The sequence below is a fragment of the Streptomyces sp. NPDC054794 genome (assembly GCF_053611585.1).
In genome coordinates this window covers 40024-56773 of sequence record NZ_JBSHAQ010000047.1, presented here as the reverse complement: position 1 = coordinate 56773, position 16750 = coordinate 40024, and the positions used below count along the sequence as shown (strand labels likewise).

16 protein-coding genes are annotated in these 16750 nt (G+C 72.6%); 9 read left to right on the top strand and 7 right to left on the bottom strand.

The genetic code is table 11. From position 1 onward, the window contains the following. From ACWGKT_RS36420 to ACWGKT_RS36405, 4 genes are all read left to right on the top strand, one after another. A partial coding sequence (locus tag ACWGKT_RS36420) for an ATP-binding SpoIIE family protein phosphatase (RefSeq protein ID WP_453277004.1) occupies window positions 1-1605 on the top strand: 1605 nt, incomplete at its 5' end. Between the two features lie 106 nt (window positions 1606-1711). Then, a complete protein-coding gene (gene dhaK, locus ACWGKT_RS36415) occupies window positions 1712-2704 on the top strand; it encodes a dihydroxyacetone kinase subunit DhaK (RefSeq protein WP_235460923.1) in 993 nt (330 codons plus the stop codon). Window positions 2705-2750: 46 nt separating this feature from the next. Next, entirely contained in the window at window positions 2751-3350 is a 600-nt protein-coding gene (gene dhaL, locus ACWGKT_RS36410) for a dihydroxyacetone kinase subunit DhaL (protein WP_235460922.1), read from the top strand. Then, complete coding sequence (locus ACWGKT_RS36405; protein WP_235460921.1) at window positions 3343-3753, top strand: PTS-dependent dihydroxyacetone kinase phosphotransferase subunit DhaM; 411 nt, start codon at window positions 3343-3345, stop codon at window positions 3751-3753. Before dhaL ends, ACWGKT_RS36405 begins: the two co-directional genes overlap by 8 nt. Before the next feature lie 39 nt (window positions 3754-3792). Here the strand turns inward: ACWGKT_RS36405 and ACWGKT_RS36400 are convergent, their stop codons facing one another. Further along, window positions 3793-4488: a glycoside hydrolase family 75 protein gene (locus tag ACWGKT_RS36400; protein ID WP_453277003.1), complete on the bottom strand. Its 696-nt coding sequence runs from the start codon at window positions 4486-4488 to the stop codon at window positions 3793-3795. Window positions 4489-4879: 391 nt separating this feature from the next. Here ACWGKT_RS36400 and ACWGKT_RS36395 point away from each other — a divergent pair, with 391 nt between their 5' ends. Continuing rightward, window positions 4880-5875 carry a fibronectin type III domain-containing protein gene (locus ACWGKT_RS36395; RefSeq protein WP_453277002.1) on the top strand — a complete coding sequence of 332 codons (996 nt, stop codon included), beginning with the start codon at window positions 4880-4882 and terminating at the stop codon, window positions 5873-5875. Window positions 5876-6045: 170 nt separating this feature from the next. Beyond that, window positions 6046-6585 (top strand): hypothetical protein, encoded by a 540-nt coding sequence (locus tag ACWGKT_RS36390; protein ID WP_453277001.1) that lies wholly within the window; start codon window positions 6046-6048, stop codon window positions 6583-6585. A 51-nt stretch (window positions 6586-6636) separates the two neighbouring features. Here the strand turns inward: ACWGKT_RS36390 and ACWGKT_RS36385 are convergent, their stop codons facing one another. From ACWGKT_RS36385 to ACWGKT_RS36370, 4 genes are all read right to left on the bottom strand, one after another. Further along, window positions 6637-7194, bottom strand: coding sequence for a PadR family transcriptional regulator (locus ACWGKT_RS36385; RefSeq protein WP_453277000.1), 558 nt, complete (start codon window positions 7192-7194; stop codon window positions 6637-6639). 31 nt (window positions 7195-7225) lie between these two features. Beyond that, complete coding sequence (locus ACWGKT_RS36380; RefSeq protein ID WP_453276999.1) at window positions 7226-9241, bottom strand: oxidoreductase; 2016 nt, start codon at window positions 9239-9241, stop codon at window positions 7226-7228. Window positions 9242-9368: 127 nt separating this feature from the next. Next, window positions 9369-9737 carry a hypothetical protein gene (locus tag ACWGKT_RS36375; protein WP_453276998.1) on the bottom strand — a complete coding sequence of 123 codons (369 nt, stop codon included), beginning with the start codon at window positions 9735-9737 and terminating at the stop codon, window positions 9369-9371. Window positions 9738-9858: 121 nt separating this feature from the next. Further along, window positions 9859-10743 carry a hypothetical protein gene (locus ACWGKT_RS36370; RefSeq protein WP_453276997.1) on the bottom strand — a complete coding sequence of 295 codons (885 nt, stop codon included), beginning with the start codon at window positions 10741-10743 and terminating at the stop codon, window positions 9859-9861. Between the two features lie 300 nt (window positions 10744-11043). Here ACWGKT_RS36370 and ACWGKT_RS36365 point away from each other — a divergent pair, with 300 nt between their 5' ends. After that, a complete protein-coding gene (locus ACWGKT_RS36365; RefSeq protein ID WP_453276996.1) occupies window positions 11044-13110 on the top strand; it encodes a SpoIIE family protein phosphatase in 2067 nt (688 codons plus the stop codon). A gap of 400 nt (window positions 13111-13510) precedes the next feature. After that, complete coding sequence (locus tag ACWGKT_RS36360; RefSeq protein WP_453276995.1) at window positions 13511-14071, top strand: hypothetical protein; 561 nt, start codon at window positions 13511-13513, stop codon at window positions 14069-14071. A gap of 39 nt (window positions 14072-14110) precedes the next feature. Here the strand turns inward: ACWGKT_RS36360 and ACWGKT_RS36355 are convergent, their stop codons facing one another. Beyond that, entirely contained in the window at window positions 14111-14896 is a 786-nt protein-coding gene (locus ACWGKT_RS36355) for a putative protein N(5)-glutamine methyltransferase (protein ID WP_453276994.1), read from the bottom strand. Between the two features lie 254 nt (window positions 14897-15150). Next, a complete protein-coding gene (locus ACWGKT_RS36350) occupies window positions 15151-16200 on the bottom strand; it encodes a hypothetical protein (RefSeq protein ID WP_453276993.1) in 1050 nt (349 codons plus the stop codon). A 124-nt stretch (window positions 16201-16324) separates the two neighbouring features. On the opposite strand from ACWGKT_RS36350, the gene ACWGKT_RS36345 reads away from it, so the two are divergent. After that, window positions 16325-16726, top strand: a complete 402-nt coding sequence (locus ACWGKT_RS36345; protein WP_453277022.1) for a MarR family winged helix-turn-helix transcriptional regulator — start codon at window positions 16325-16327, stop codon at window positions 16724-16726. The last annotated feature ends 24 nt before the right edge of the window (window positions 16727-16750 follow it).

The following is a 16750-nucleotide window of genomic DNA, read 5'->3' as shown; positions in this document are numbered from 1 at the left end:
GAGTTCCCCGTCGAGATCAGCCTCAGCCCCCTCGAAACCGCCGACGGCCTCCTCGTCTCCGCCGCCGTCCGCGACGTCAGCGAACGCAAGGCGGCAGAGGAACGCATCAACGAACTCGCCGCGCTCGTCGAGTCCTCCCAGGACGCGATCCTCGCCAAGACCCTCGACGGCCGGATCACCTACTGGAACGCCGCGGCCCACTCGCTGTACGGGTTCACGCCGGCGGAGGCGGTGGGGCAGCACGTGTCGATCCTGGCCCCGACCGACCGGCACGACGAGATCGGTGTGCTGCTGGACCGGCTGCGCCGGGGCGAGAAGGTCGAGCACTTCGAGACGCTGCGGCTCACCCGCACCGGCGGCCTGCTGGACGTGGACGTGACGCTGTGGCCGACCCGCGCCCCGGACGGCACGGTCATCGGGGCGTGCGCCATCGTCCGCGACATCAGCGACCGCAAGCGCGCCGAGGCCGAGCTGACGGAGCTGTACGAACAGCAGCGGCACATCGCCCTGACCCTGCAGCGCAGTCTCATGGGCACCCCGCCGGCCATCCCGGGCCTCGCCACCGCGAGTCGCTATCTGCCCGCCACCCAGGGCGCCGGCGTCGGCGGCGACTGGTTCGACCTGATCCCGCTGGGGGCCGGCCGGGTGGGGGTGCTGATCGGCGACGTGATGGGCCGCGGGCTGGAGGCGGCCGCCGTGATGGGCCAGCTCCGGTCCGCCGCGCACGCGCTGGCCAAGACCGGGATGCAGCCCCGTCAGCTGATGCAGGCCCTGGACACCGTGGTCGCCGACCTGGACGTCCCGGACCAGCTCGTCACCTGCTGCTACCTGGTCATAGCCGCCGACACCGGGGACGTGACGGTGTGCTCCGCCGGGCACCTGCCCGTCCTGGTCACCGACCCCGTCGAGAGCGTGCGTCCCCTCCCCTCGCCGGTGAACGCGCCGCTGGGCGTCGGTGACGTCATCTACGAGCAGTGCCGCACCACCGTCGCGCGCGGCGCCACCCTGGTGCTCTACACGGACGGGCTCGTCGAGACGCCGGGCAGCGACATCGAGGACCAGCTCACCGAACTCATCGGCACACTGGACAAACTCGCCGACAGCACGCCCGACCTGGAGTTCGTCGCCGACCATGTGCTGGCCAGCCTGCTGCCCGGCGCCGACGGCCACGACGACGACGTCACCCTGCTGCTGACCCGGCTGCCCGCGGCTCCGCTGGCCTCGGCCTCGACCACCCTGCCCGCCCTGCCCGAGTCGGTGCCGGCCGGCCGCGAATTCCTCGCCGGGGTGCTGGACGCGTGGGAGCTCGCGCACCGGGCGGACGACGCCTGTCTGCTGGCGTCCGAGATCCTCACCAACTCCGTCCTGCACGCGCAGGGCCCGATCGGTGTGCACGTCTGCCGCACCGTCATCGAACTCACGGTCGAGATCACCGACCGCAGTCCCCATCTGCCCCAGCCGCGCGTGGCGGCCGAGGACGCCGAGTCCGGCCGGGGGCTGCTCCTGGTCCGCGCCCTCGCCGACGACTGGGGCGTGCGGCCGACGGACGAGGGCAAGACGACCTGGTTCAGCTTCAAGCACCCGCCGGCGCGCGGCGACGGGTGACGATCACCCGTTCAAGGTCGATACTTCCGAGAGTAGGCAACAGGTCGGCGTCGGCCCTGGGCACACGGGCCGGAGGCCTACCTACCGGGTCCACCAGGAGGTATCGATGAAGATGCTCATCAACGTTCCGGAGACCGTGGTGGCCGACGCGCTGCGGGGGCTGGCGGCCGCCCACCCCGAGCTGACCGTCGACGTCGAGAACCGGGTGATCGTACGGCGGGACGCGCCCGTGGCCGGGCAGGTGGCGCTGGTGTCGGGCGGCGGCTCGGGGCACGAACCGCTGCACGGCGGGTTCGTGGGGCACGGGATGTTGTCGGCCGCCTGCCCCGGCGAGGTGTTCACCTCACCGGTTCCGGACCAGATGGCCCGGGCGGCGGCGGCCGTGGACAGCGGGGCGGGTGTGCTGTTCGTCGTGAAGAACTACACCGGTGACGTACTGAACTTCGACATGGCGGCCGAGCTCGCCGAGGACGAGGGCATCCAGATCGCGAAGGTGCTCGTCAACGACGACGTGGCGGTCACCGACAGCCTCTACACGGCCGGCCGGCGCGGCACCGGCGCGACCCTCTTCGTCGAGAAGATCGCGGGCGCGGCGGCCGCCGAGGGCCGGCCCCTGGAGCAGGTCGAGTCCATCGGGCGCCGGGTCAACGAGAACTCCCGCAGCTTCGGCGTGGCACTCAGCGCGTGCACGACGCCGGCCAAGGGCAGCCCCACGTTCGATCTGCCGCCCGGTGAACTGGAGTTGGGCATCGGCATCCACGGCGAGCCGGGCCGGGAGCGGCGAGCGATGATGACGTCCGGTGAGATCGCCGACTTCGCGGTGGGCGCGGTACTGGAGGACCTCGAACCGCGCAACCCCGTCCTCGTCCTGGTCAACGGCATGGGCGCGACACCGCTGCTGGAGCTGTACGGCTTCAACGCCGAGGTGCAGAGGGTGCTCGGCGAGCGCAAGGTCACCGTGGCCCGCACGCTCGTGGGCAACTACGTCACCTCGCTGGACATGGCGGGCGCCTCGGTCACCTTGTGCCAGGTCGACGAGGAACTGCTGGGGCTGTGGGACGCGCCGGTGCGGACGCCGGCCCTGCGCTGGGGCATGTGACACGGCGGCGGACGCGACCAACGTACCTACCACGCAAGGAGAACCAGTGCTCGACGCCGACTTCTTCCGCCGCTGGATGACCGTGACCGCCGCGTCCGTCGACCGCGAGGCGGAACGGCTCACCGCTCTCGACTCGGCCATCGGCGACGCCGACCACGGCACCAACATGCAGCGCGGGTTCCGGGCCGTGGCGGCCTCGCTGGAGAAGGAGGCCCCGGACACCCCGGGCGAGGTCCTGACCCACGCGGGCCGCCAGTTGATCTCGACGGTCGGCGGCGCGTCCGGGCCGTTGTACGGCACGCTGTTGCGCCGCACGGGCAAGGCGCTCGGGGATGCCACGGAGGTCAGCGAGGCGCAGCTGGCCGAGGCGCTGCGGGCGGGCGTGGACGGGGTGATGGCCCTCGGGGGGGCCGCGCCCGGCGACAAGACCATGCTCGACGCGCTGGTGCCGGCCGTGGACGCGATGCCCGACGGTTTCGCCGCGGCCCGGGCCGCCGCCGAGGAGGGCGCGCTGGCGACGGTGCCGTTGCAGGCCCGCAAGGGCCGGGCGAGTTATCTCGGGGAGCGCAGCATCGGGCACCAGGACCCGGGGGCCACCTCGTCCGCGTTGCTGATCGCCGCGCTGGTGGAGGCCGCCGGTGAGTGAGGGGAAGCCGGTCGGGATCGTGCTGGTGTCGCACAGCGCCGAGGTCGCGTCGTCGGTCGCCGAGTTGGCGAAGGGCCTCGCGGGCGGCGCCGAGGCGGTGCCCGTCGCCACGGCGGGCGGCACCGAGGCCGGCGTGCTCGGTACGAGCGCCGAGCTGATCTCCGCGGCGGCCGCGGCCGTGGACCGGGGAGCCGGGGTCGCCGTGCTCACGGATCTGGGCAGCGCCGTGCTCACGGTGAAGGCGCTGATCGCGGAGGGCGACGAACTGCCGGGCGGCACGCGCCTGGTGGACGCCCCGTTCGTCGAGGGCGCGGTGGCCGCGGTGGTCACGGCGGCCGCGGGAGGCGACCTGAACGCGGTGGAGGCGGCGGCCACCGAGGCGTACATGTACCGCAAGGTGTGAGGACCGCGGTCGAAGAGGTCCCGGCGGTCGGGGGGCGGCTCAGGGGTGCCGGACGAACCGGCCCGCCAGCCGCTCCCCGGTCGCGACGGCCGCCATGTGGTCCTGGATGCGCTTGACCCGGGAGTCCTTGAAGACGATGTAGGTGACCCCGGAGGACGCCCCGCCCCTGCGCGGATCGGGACTGATGCCGAGGGCCCGGGCGGTGGCGTAGGAGGCCTCGCCGATGATCTCGCGCGGGCCGGTGTCCCCGACGACGGCGTACCGCACACGGTTGCGGTAGACGACCGCGGCGACGGAACCGCCGCGCACGCCGCCCGCGCGGTGGTCCCAGCGGCGGCTCGGGGCGGGCACCACGATGTAGGGCAGGCGTTCGGCGTTGAGATGACGGCCGTCGGACTGCTGGAAGGCGGTGGCGGGCAGGAAGCTCGGGTCGGTGCGGCCGTTGCAGCGCCTGGTGGACCGGCCGTCGCAGTCGATGTCCATGTCGGCCTTCCAGAACACGGCGTCGCGGGTGCCGCAGACCGCGACGGTCGCGGGCGCGGACTCGTCGGTGCGGTAGCGGCCGCGGGAGACGGGGGCGCAGTGACGCACCCGGGCGAGCAGGTCGGCGGCGTCGACCCGGCCCTCGCTGCGTACCACCGGCACCCGCAGGGGGAGCAGCGGAGCGGGGACGGGCGGGAGGGGAGTGAGCAGGGCGGCGCCGGCCGCGGCCAGCGTCAGCGACTGGACACGCACGATAGGGGACCTCTCCTGGGGGCATGGGTGGTCACCGAGCCCGATCCGGAGCCCGCCCGGGCACCCGGCCACCGTACGGGGGTCCGGACGATCTACGGCGTCTGACACCCCGTTGACTTTTGACAGGGGCCGGGAACCTGAGCCCGTATCGGCCCAGGCCGTCCCGGCCACCCGTGTCGGCGCGGGATCAGCGACGACAGCGTTCCGCGCCACAGACGTGAACTTCCCTGCTGTCGCGGGGAGTTCAGCCAAGGAGCTTCAGCATACGCAACGCGCTCCGATGGTCACCAATGCTGCCGCCCCGGGTTTCCGCCCTCTTGATGTGACCGCGACAGTCGGGCCATATTGGTCCGGACCATTGCCGTCATCCCGTCCCCCGGGAGGCTGAGCCGTGCGACGTGTTCCCCTTCCTCCCGTCCTGGCCCTCGGGGGCCTGCTGCTGCTCGTGTCCTGCGGTTGGGGCGGCGCGGCCGAGGGCGAGAGCCGGCGGATGCCCGGCGCTCCGACGGGGGTGACCGCCGCGGCCGGGAGCGCCACCAGCGTGCACGTCATGTGGAACGCGGTGAGTTCGGGCCCCGGCGTCCGGGCCTACGAGGTATATCGCGGCACCACAAAGGTCGGCGAAGTACCGGCTTCGCAGCACATGGTGGACGTCACCAGGCTCAGGCCGTCCACCATGTATGTCTTCACGGTGCGGGCCCGGGACACCGACGGGCGCGTGGGCCCGAGCAGCCGGGAGGTGCGCGCGCGAACGCCGGCCGTCGTCGCGGCGGACCGCTCGGCGCCGACCCGCCCGCGCGAGCCCACGGGACGGGCGGTCGGCAGCCGGGCCGTCCAGCTGTCCTGGACCGCCTCCACCGACGACCGGGGCGTGCTCTCGTACGAGATCCACCAGGGCGCCACGAAGATCCACAGCGTGGGCGGCGGTCAGACCGCGACGGTGGTCACCGGCCTGCGCCCGGGCCACCGCTACACGTTCACCGTCCGGGCCCGCGACGCCGCCGACAACGTCTCGCCGGCGAGCGCCCCGGTCCGCCTCACCACACCGGGCACGGACGACGGCCGGGACACCGCCCCCACCGGGTTCCGGGCGGCGACCCACCGGGCCGACGGGGCGTACTACATCGACCTGTCCTGGCAACCGCCGCGCACGGAAGGCGTGGTCACGGAGTACCAGATCCGGCTCGACGGCGCCCCGGCCACCTCCCTGGTGTGGGGCGGCACCCCGCCGCGCGGCCGGGCGGACTACAGCTTCTACCTGGGCCGCGCCGCCGGGGAGGTCCACCGGGTGCGGATCCGGGCGCGGCTGCCGGACGGGACGTGGGGCGGATTCTCGGTGGAGCGGACCGTGACGACGGGGTCGGACGGCGCCGGCACGAGCCGGTGACCGCCCGCCAGCCGATGCCACCAACAGCGGAAACAGTCACCTGATTGGCGGCGGCCCGAGTGCGGGGCGAAGCGCCGCGTCGTTGGCTGAGCCTGAGGCAGCACGGACGTTTCCCGACCCTCGGCGGCGCATGGGACGTTCCGCCAACCGTGCCGCCGGAGGGCACCCCAATGCGCACAACTCGATTCCTTCTCCGCTCCGGCCCGATAGTGGCGGCCGCCGCGCTTCCACTCGCGTTCGCCGGGCCGTCCACCGCGGTCTCGGGGATCTCCGTGAGCACCATCGGGTCCACCGTCTCGGTCACGACCAGCGCCTGCTCCCAGACCAACGGCAACTGGGGCAACGCGTCCCTGTTGACCAGCCGTCAGGCGAACTTCGCCCAGGGCCGGCAGGTGGCGCTCGCGGGGACGACCATCAGCCAGTCCGCCGCGTGGTCCGGCGTCAGCCCGGGGACCTACACGGTCGTCGTGGTCTGTTCGAACGGCACCACGGCGGGCACCCAGTCCGTCATCGTCTCCGCCGGCTCGGGCCCGACGATCTCCTCGACCTCGGCGACCTCGTCGCCGTCCCGCGGCGTCATGGGCGGTCTGGGCGGCGCCGCCCGCGACTACGGCCCGATCACCTTCGGCATCGGCGCGGCTCTCGTGGGCACCGGCGTGATCGCCACGGCCTGGTACCTGCGCAAGCGCTCGAAGCCGTACCGCTTCTGAACCGTCCGGCGGCACCGGCGGGAGCCGGGCGGTCGAGGAGAACCGCGGACCTCAGTCCGCCGTGTCCTCGGCGCCCGGCAAGCCGTCGAACTCCTTCACGGCGTGGGTGAGCCACTGGGTCCAGAAGGTCTCCAGGTCGATGCCCGCGCGCAGCACCAGGTGGCGCAGCCGGTCCTCGGTGCTGTCCCTGCCGGGCGGGAAGTCGCGCCGCTCGATCTCCTCGTACTCGGCCAGCTGGCGCCGGTGCAGTTCGAGGTGGCGGCGCAGGTCGTCCTTGAGGCCGCCCGTGCCGACCACCGCCGCGGCGCGCAGCCGCAGCAGCAGCGCGTCCCGATGCGGCTTGGGGTCCTGGGACGCGGAGGTCCAGCGGGCCAGTTCGGCGCGGCCCGCGGGCAGGACCTCGTAGCGTTTCTTCTGCCCGCGGGCCGGCTGCTCGGCCGGAAGGGCACGGACGTACCCCTCGGCCTCCAGCCGTCCCAGCTCCCGGTATATCTGCTGGTGCGTCGCCGACCAGAAGTAGCCGATCGACTTGTCGAAGCGGCGGGTCAGCTCCAGCCCCGACGACGGCCTTTCGAGCAGGGCGGTGAGGATCGCGTGCGGGAGTGACATGACCTCATCCTAGAGACGCGCCGCGTGGCCCCTACAGGCTCGCCGCCAGCTCCGTGCCCTGCTGGATGGCGCGCTTGGCGTCCAGCTCGGCCGCGACGTCGGCACCGCCGATGAGGTGCGCGCTCCGGCCGGCGGCGAGCAGTGCCTCGTACAGGTCGCGGCGCGGCTCCTGACCGGTGCACAGCACGACCGTGTCGACCTCCAGGACCGTGCTCCGCCCGTCGACGGTGACGTGCAGGCCCGCGTCGTCGATCCGGTCGTACTGGACGCCCGGGACCATGGTCACGCCGCGGTGCTTGAGCTCGGTGCGGTGGATCCAGCCGGTGGTCTTGCCCAGGCCGGCGCCGACCTTGGTGGCCTTGCGCTGGAGCAGGTGGACGGTGCGCGGCGGGGTGGGCCGCCGCGGTGCGGTGAGACCGCCCGCGGCCTGGTAGTCCATGTCGACGCCCCAGGCACGGAAGTACGTCGCCGGGTCCTCGTGCGCCTTGTCGCCGGCGTCGGTGAGGAACTCGGCCACGTCGAAGCCGATGCCGCCGGCGCCGAGGATGGCGACCCGGTCGCCGACGGGGGCGCCGTCGCGCAGGACGTCGAGGTAGCCGAGGACGCGGGGGTGGTCGACGCCGGGGATGTCGGGGGTGCGCGGGGTGACGCCGGTGGCGACGACGACCTCGTCGTAGTCGGCCAGGTCGTCGGCGGACACCCAGGCGTTCAGCCGGACGTCCACGCCGTGCTCGTCGAGCTGGTGGCGGAAGTAGCGCAGCGTCTCGTCGAACTCCTGCTTGCCGGGGACCTTGCGGGCCACGTTCAGCTGACCGCCGATCTCGCTCGCGGCGTCGAACAGCGTCACCTCGTGGCCGCGCTCGGCGGTGCTCACCGCGCAGGCCAGACCGGCCGGGCCCGCGCCGACGACGGCGACGCGCTTGCGCCGCCGGGTCGGGGAGAGGACCAGTTCGGTCTCGTGGCAGGCGCGCGGGTTGACCAGGCAGGAGGTGATCCTGCCGCTGAAGGTGTGGTCGAGGCAGGCCTGGTTGCAGCCGATGCAGGTGTTGATCACCTCGGGGCGGCCCGCGGCGGCCTTGTTCACGAAGTCGGGGTCGGCGAGCATCGGGCGGGCCATGGACACCATGTCCGCGTGGCCACCGGCGAGCAGTTCCTCGGCGAGCTCGGGGGTGTTGATGCGGTTGGTGGTCACCAGCGGCACGGACACCTCGCCCATGAGCTTCTTGGTGACCCAGGTGTACGCGCCGCGCGGCACCGAGGTGGCGATGGTGGGGATGCGGGCCTCGTGCCAGCCGATGCCGGTGTTGATGATGGTCGCCCCGGCGGCCTCGACGGCCTTGGCGAGGGTGACGACCTCGTCGAACGTGGAGCCGCCGGGGACCAGGTCCAGCATGGACAGCCGGTAGATGATGATGAAGTCCTCGCCGACCGCCTCGCGCACCCGCCGGACGATCTCGACGGGGAACCGCATGCGGTTCTCGTACGAGCCGCCCCAGCGGTCGGTGCGCTGGTTGGTCTGCGCGGCGATGAACTCGTTGATCAGGTAGCCCTCGGAGCCCATGATCTCGACGCCGTCGTAGCCGGCCTGCCGGGCGAGGCGGGCGGCGCGGGCGTAGTCGTCGATCGTGCGCTCGACGTCGGCGTCGGTGAGCTCACGGGGCGAAAAGGGGCTGATCGGCGCCTGGACCGGGCTGGGCGCGACCAGGTCCTGGTGGTAGGCGTACCGGCCGAAGTGCAGGAGCTGCATCGCGATCTTCCCGCCCGCGCGGTGCACGGCGGCGGTGATCTCGGCGTGCTGCTCGGCCTCCGCCCCGGTGGTGAGCTTGGCCCCGCCCTCGTACGGCCGGCCCTCGTCGTTGGGGGCTATGCCGCCGGTGACGATCAGGCCGACGCCGCCGCGCGCGCGGGCGGCGTAGAACTCCGCCATCCTCTCGAATCCGCGCTCGGCCTCCTCCAGGCCCACGTGCATGGAGCCCATGAGCACACGGTTGGGCAGTGTGGTGAAGCCCAGGTCGAGCGGGGTCATCAGGTGCGGGTAACGGCTCATGGGGCCCTCCGTGCGCGGTGTCGTCGCCTCTGTTGTAGAGGACGGCCGACCCATTGTGCAACTAGTTGCACAATGGCGGAGGGGTGAGCCCGGCCACGTCACCGGGCGCCGCGCGGCGGGGCCTGCGTCACCGGCTTTCGAGCAGGACGTGCAGCTCCTTCTCCTGGTCGCCGGAGACCGAGGAGAGGTTGCTCACCGTGAACAGGGAGTCGAGGGTCGTGCGGAGCCGGTCGATCGCCCAGTAACCGCCGTGCGCGTCGGCCTCGACGGTGGACGAGAGGCGTGCCGGGATCGTGCACTCGTGCGCGTCGGTGACCTCGAACGTGCCGAGCCACACCATCGGGCGGGTCTCGTGGAGCTGCTGCGGTACGTCCTCGGCGCACCGGTCGGACTCGAAGCACGTGCACAGCGCGTCGAACACGATCCGGGCGTCTTCCTTGCTGCATCCGCTGATCTCGACCGAGACGGACTCGTCGTGGGTTCGCTCACGGGCCATCGTGATCGCTCCTCTCGTGGCGGCGGCGCGGCACGGCCGGTCCCCCGTGCACCGCGCCACCTCCCCAGAAAACCACCACTTTCCGCGCGCGCACCACCCGTCGCGGGTCTCGGTCGAGACCTCAGCCGCGAGTGAACCGGTACGTCTTGCTGTCCGTGAGCACGCAGAAGCCCGGCGAGATCACGATCACCCGCAGGGTGCCCGTACGCCGGTCGTAGTCGATGCCCTCGGTCTCGAAGGTGCCGGAACAGGAGCTGCGCAGCGGCAACTGGCGCAGCGCCGTGACGTGTCCTGACACGTCCGCCGAGCCGTTCGGCGGGCCGGACAGGTCGACCTGGAGGAGCGGCTTGGTGACGCCGAAGAGCGTGCCGGCCGGGTCGTCGGAGGAGCAGAGCAGGGTCGTGGGACCGGAGAAGTCGCAGCCCTGGACGTCGCGGACGGCGTGGTCGAGGTTGACCGTGGAGGCCTGCGGCAGGTTCGCCGAGGGCGAGGTGCTCGCGTTCACACCCGGGGTCGGGAAGACCAGCAGCCGGCTCATCGTGCCGTACTCCCCCGCCAGCATCCACTGGCCGTCGGGCGAGACGGCGACCCAGGAGTTGTTCAGCGCCTCCCCCGGGCCGAGCGCGTGGACGTACTCGGACCAGGCGCCGCCGGGCGCCTGCACCCGGAACATCTTCGAGTTGCCGGAGTCCCGCTGGTACGGCTCGATGTAGTAACCGTTGTACGAGGCGTCGGGGTCGCCGACGTGGTTCCAGCCACGGCTGCTGACACCGAGGGGGATCGTGCCGATGCCGGTGTACCGGTTGGGGCTGCCGGCCGGGACCTCGACCGAGGTCAGGCCCTGGCTCTCGGTCAGCGGGTCGGCGCGGTCGGAGCCGAGCTCGGTCCAGGTGTCGGCGGCGAAGGCGGGTGCGGCGGGCGCGGTGAGGGACAGGACGACGGCGGTGGCGAGGGTGACCAGTGCGGACAGGAGCGCGTGACAACGTTGCCGGGCGGGCGCGGGCATGGGGGCCTACTCCTCGGTTTCGGGGGTGGGGACGCGCTTGCGGCCGACAGTCTGGCCCGACCGGATAGTCATGTACAGACCAAATTCGAAACGGGAGGTGAACAGGTACGGCCGGCGGTGATGCGCGTCATACGCTCGCCCGGCCTCGCGGCCGCGGCTTCGCCGGACGACCGCCGCCGTGTTGAGGGATCGTGGAGACAGTCGTCGGCAGCGTCGGAGATTCGGTGTGAGCGCGATAGAACAAGGGGAGTCGGCACGGGGGACGGCGTGCCGTGCGATCTGTCGAAGGCGGTGCGTGTGATGGGTGCAGCCGAAGCTCCCGTGGCCGAGGGTGGTGGTCCGGTGCGGCCCAGCGGGCTGCTCGACATGCTCCGCGTGGCCTCGGTGGTGCTCGACTCCAAGGGCCGCATCGTGCTGTGGAGCCCCCAGGCGGAGGAGCTGTTCGGTTATCCGGCGCAGGAGGCGCTCGGGCAGTACGCCGCCCGGCTGGTGGTGCACGAGGAGCACTTCCAACTGATCCGCAAGCTCTTCGCCGACGTGATGGAGACCGGTCAGAGCTGGGCCGGGGCGTTCCCCGTCCGGGTCAAGGACGGCAGCACGCGTCTGGTGGAGTTCCGCAACATGCGGCTGATGGACGACCGCGGCGACATCTACGCACTGGGGCTCGCCGCCGACCGGTCGACGGTGCGCCGCCTCGAACGGGACCTGGCGCTCTCGCAACGGATCGTGCACCAGTCGCCCATCGGACTGGCCGTGCTGGACACCGAGCTGCGGTACGTCTCCGTCAACCCGGCCCTGGCCAGGATCAACGGCGTTCCCCCCGAGGAGCACGTGGGGCGCAGGATGCGCGACATCCTGCCGATGCTGGACAACGACAGCCTGGAGGCCGCGTTCCGGCGGGTGCTGGAGACCGGGGCACCGCTCGTCGACCGGTCCTCCGTCGGCCGGACCCCGGCGGACCCGGACCAGGATCACGCCTGGTCGATGTCGCTGTACCGGCTGGAGGACCCCATGGGCCGGGCGCTGGGTGTGGCGATGTCGGTCGTGGACACCACCGAGCAGCACCGGGCGGCCCTCGCCGCCGAGACCGCGCGGCGCCGCCTCACCGTCATCGCCGACGCCTCCGCCCGCATCGGCACCACGCTCGAACTGGAGCGCACGGCCCGGGAGCTGGCCGACGTCGCCGTGCCGGAACTCGCCGACGTGGCCGCCGTGGACCTGCTCGACGCGGTGGTGGAGGGCCGCCCCAGCATGCTGAGCCCGTCCGAGCCCGCTCTGATCCGCGCCCTCGCCGTGCGGGCCGAGCAGGACGGGGAAGCGCTCCGGGCCGCCGATCCGCCCGGGAAGCTCGCCCGGTACGGCCCCGACCGCCTGGTCACCGAGTGCGTACGGACCGGCCGCCCGGTCCTCGTGCCGCAGGTGAAGGACGAGGACCTGCCGCGGATCGCCCGCTCGCCCGAGGCGGCCGTGCAGCTGGGACGGGCGGGTCTGCACTCGTATCTCGCCGTGCCGCTGATCGCGCGCGGCGAGGTCCTCGGCGCCCTCGACCTCAAGCGCACCCGCAATCCGGTGCCCTTCGGCGAGGACGACCTGCTGCTGGCCCGGGAGCTGGCCTCGCGCGCGGCCGTGCAGATCGACAACGCGCGCTGGTACCAGAACGCCCGCAACACCGCCCTCACCCTGCAGCGAAGCCTGCTGCCGAGCCACCCGCCCGTGACGACCGGCCTGGAGGTCGCCTCCCGCTACCAGCCCGCCGGGGCCACCAGCGAGGTCGGCGGCGACTGGTTCGACGTGATCCCGCTGGAGGGCGGCAAGACCGCGCTGGTGGTGGGTGACGTGATGGGCAGCGGGATCGGCGCGGCCGCCACGATGGGCCGACTGCGCACCGCGACCGCCACACTGGCCGCGCTCGACCTCGATCCCGCGCTGCTCCTGGAGCACCTCGACAAGATCACCTCGGGCCTGGACCACTCCATCGCGACCTGCGTGTACGCCGTCCACGACCCGCAGCTGCGCCAGTGCCGCATCGCCAACGCCGGCCACCTGCCCCCGGCCCGCGTCCGCGCCGGGCACCCGCCGGAGCTCCTCGACCTGCCGACCGGGGTGCCCCTGGGCGTCGGGGGTGTCGCCTTCTCCACCACCACCGTCGACCTGGCTCCCGGCGAGGAGCTGGTCTTCTACACCGACGGGCTGGTCGAGACCCGCCACCACTCGCTCGACGAGCGCCTCGACTTCCTCCTCTCCCTCCTGGACGACCCGGCGCGTCCGCTGGAGGAGACCTGCGACCTGCTGCTGCGCACCCTGCACCACCCCGACAACCACGACGACGTGGCCCTGCTGATCGCACGGGCGCAGGAGCTGACGTAGCCCGCCGCCCGATTCACAGCGATTTATTACCGGGGTCTTATCGGTGCCCTACGACAATCACAGGGAGGCATGCGCACGGGATGCCGCGTGTCATGGCCGATGGGAGCGAGCTGTGATGCACGAACCGGAGCGGGAACACGGCCACGCCGACCGGCCCGCCGAGTCGAATGTGCCCAATCCGCTGAATCCGTCGAATCCGCCGGATCCATCGAACCCGGCGATTTCGCCTATTCCGCCGAGGCCCGCGCATCCGCCGTGGGCCGCCGGGGCGGAACCGGTCCCCGGGGCGGAGGCGGACCCCAGGACGGAAGTGATCGCCGGACCGGGCGGTGGCCCTGAGCCCGGTGTGCCCCCGCGCACGCGGTGGCGCAGGCGATCGGCGCGCGCCCGGGCGGTGGCCGTGGCGGTCACGGTCGCGGCGCTGGCCCTGGGCGGCACGGTCGCCTTCGCCGCCACCTCCGGCGGTTCCACTTCACAGGCCGTACCCGCCGCCGGATCCCCGTCCGGGTCGCCCTCGCCGGACCACCGGCACGGACACGGCCCCGGCTGGTTCGGCCTCGGTGGCGAGATCGCGCACGGCGAGGCCACGGTGAAGGACCGCGACTCCGGGAAGTGGGTCGTCCGGGCCTTCCAGCGGGGCACCGTCGACAAGGTGGCCGGTGACCAGGTCACCGTGAAGAGCGACGACGGAACCGCGTGGACCTGGACCGTCGGGTCCGACACGAAGACGTTCGGCGACGGCTCCTCGGGCTCGGGCGCCGGCGCGCTGAAGAAGGGCGACAAGGCCGTGCTGGCCGGCACCCGCTCCGGCAGCACCCGGACCGCGGTGGTCGCGGTCAAGGGCGCCTTCACCGACTGGGGACCGGACGGCGGACACGGCGGCTTCCGCGGCCACGGGCCGTGGGGCGGCCCCGACCGCACCATGTCTCCGAGCCCGACCGGGAGCGGCGCGACGACCTGACGTCGGCGCGCCGCGACGCACCGCCTCCGGGACCCGCCGTTACGACCGGATGCCGATGACCACGTGGGCGTACAGCTCCTCGCACACCGCCAGACGCGTGGTCAGCCCGGCCCGCCGGAACGCGTCCATCGTCGACGGGGCCTGGCGTTCGCTCGTCTCCACCAGGAGGCAGCCGCCGGGGGCGAGCCACCCGGGTGCGGCGGCGGCGACGCGGCGCAGGACCTCAAGGCCGTCCCCGCCGCCGTCGAGGGCGACCAGGGGCTCGTGTTCACGGGCTTCCGACGGCAGGAGCTGCACCTCGTCGGTGGGGACGTACGGCACGTTCGCCGCGAGGACGTCGACACGGCCGCGCAGTTCGGCGGGCAGCGCCTCGAACAGGTCACCTGCGTGGGCGTGACCGCCGTACGCGGCGAGGTTGCGCCGCGCGCAGCGCACGGCGGCCGGGTCGACGTCGGCGGCGTGCAGTGCGACCGGGCCGAGGGCGGCGGCCAGGGCCGCGCCGACCGCGCCGGAGCCGCAGCACAGGTCCACGACGACGGACGCGTCCGGGGCCTGCGCGAGGGCCTGGTCGACCAGGAACTCGGTGCGGCGGCGGGGGACGAAGACGCCCGGTTCCACGGCGATGCGCAGTCCGTGGAACTCGGCCCAGCCGAGGACGTGTTCGAGGGGCAGTCCGGCGACGCGCCGGTCCACCATCGCGGCGAGCTCGTCCGGTGTGCGGGCGGTGGTGAGGATCAACTCCGCCTCGTCCTCGGCGAAGACGCACCCGGCGGCGCGCAGCGCGGTGACGACGGCGGTGGGGGAAAGCGAGGGCAATGGGGGCATGGAAGCCGAGAGCCTTTCGGAAGCCTGGGGCCGAAGGGCGCTCCCGCGGTCACCTACGGGCGGTGATCCGCGCCGTCCGGAGGAGAGAGCACCCGACCTGACACAGCGGTAATGGGTCTCACCTCCTCGTCGACTCGGGCCGGGACTTCCCCGGCCGGACGGCCACCCTATCCCAACGACCGGACGGCAACACGCGGATACCGGTCGACGTTCAGACCCGTCGACGCTCGGATCCGTCAACGGTCGGACGTCGGTCAACGCTCAGACGCCGACGGTCTCTTCGATCTCCCCTCGGCTCGCTCCCCCTCGCTCACGCGGTGCGACAGGACGACAGCCGCCTCCGTGGGCGCCGCGGCCCGCTCGTAGGCCGCCGCGGTCGCGGTGATCGCGAGGCCGAGCAGCAGCCAGACCGCGAGCGTCCACACGTTGCGGGGCAGACCGTCGTGGCCGAAGTACAGCAGGCTGCGGGCGCCCTCGACGAACCCGGCACCGTTCCAGAAGGCGTGCAGGGTGCCGAAGAAGCCGTTCTGCAGCTCGGGCCGGAACAGGCCGCCGGAACTGGTGAAGTTGAGCATCACGAACAGCACCATCATGGTGAGCGTGGTCCACCGCTTGAGGAAGGTGTGCAGGCCGACGCCGATGAAGAGGATGCCGGCGGAGTAGAGCCAGGCCATCCCCCACAGGCTCGTGAGGTCGTGGTCCGCGAGGTGGAACACCGGCCCGGCGAGGAGCGCGCCGATGCCGCCGACGACGGCGGAGACGCCGAGCGCCAGCAGGGCTCGGACCCGCAGGGACAGCGCGGCACCGGCGGCTCCGATCGCGGCGACCGAGGCGTACGAGCCGATGCTCAGCGCGATCAGCAGGAAGAACAGGCCCTGCCCTGTGGGATCGTCGGCGGCCGGCGGGGCCACGTCGGTGACCTTCAGCGGGGCGCCCTGCTCGGCGGCGACGGGGGTGAAGACCTTCTCGACCGCCGTGGCCCCCATGTCGGACGCGGCACTGGCGACGAGGAGTTCCGGCGCCGTCTTGGCGGGCACGTAGGCCCCCGTGACGTCCCGGGACCTGAGCAGGTCGACGGCGTCGGCCCGGGTGGGCACGGTGCGGATGTCGAGCTTGTCGCCGGCGGCGTCCTTGACCGTCTGGGCGAACACCTTCGCCTTCGGTCCGTGGCCGACGACGGCGACGGGCAGATGGTGGGGCTCCGGGGTCACGAAGGCCCCCATGTACGCGAGCCCCATACCCAGACACATCAGCAGCGGGGTGATCAGGTGCGTGAGCACATGGCGCAGCGCCGGGGACCTCATCGCGCTCGACCTCCTCATAGTTGGCTTATACAACTCTCACTTCAAGTTGTACTATACAACTAGAACGCCGGAGGAGGCATCCGTGACAGCAGCGGAGACGGCCGTCGAGGCCATCCAGCGCGAAATGACGATCTTCGCCCGCCGGGCCCGGGCCTCGGCGGGACGCATGCACCCCGAACTGTCCCTGGTCTCGTACACCCTGCTCGGCCACGTCGAGGAGAGCGGCGGCTGCCGGGCCGCCGACCTGGCCGCGCACTACGCCCTGGACAAGTCCACGGTCAGCCGTCAGGTGACGGCGCTGGAGCGGGCCGGGCTCATCGAGCGCCGTGTCGACCCGGAGGACCACCGCGTCCAGGTGCTGCATCTGACGGAGGCGGGCGCGGAGATCCTCGCCCAGGTCACACTCAGCCGGCGGGCCGCGTTCCGGGAGCGGCTCGCCAACTGGCCGGAGGAGGACCTGACGAGGTTCGCCCGCTATCTGGAGCGGTACAACGCGGGGCCGACGACCGCCGCCGACCCCGACTGAGCGGACCCGCGCCCTTGCCGGGGC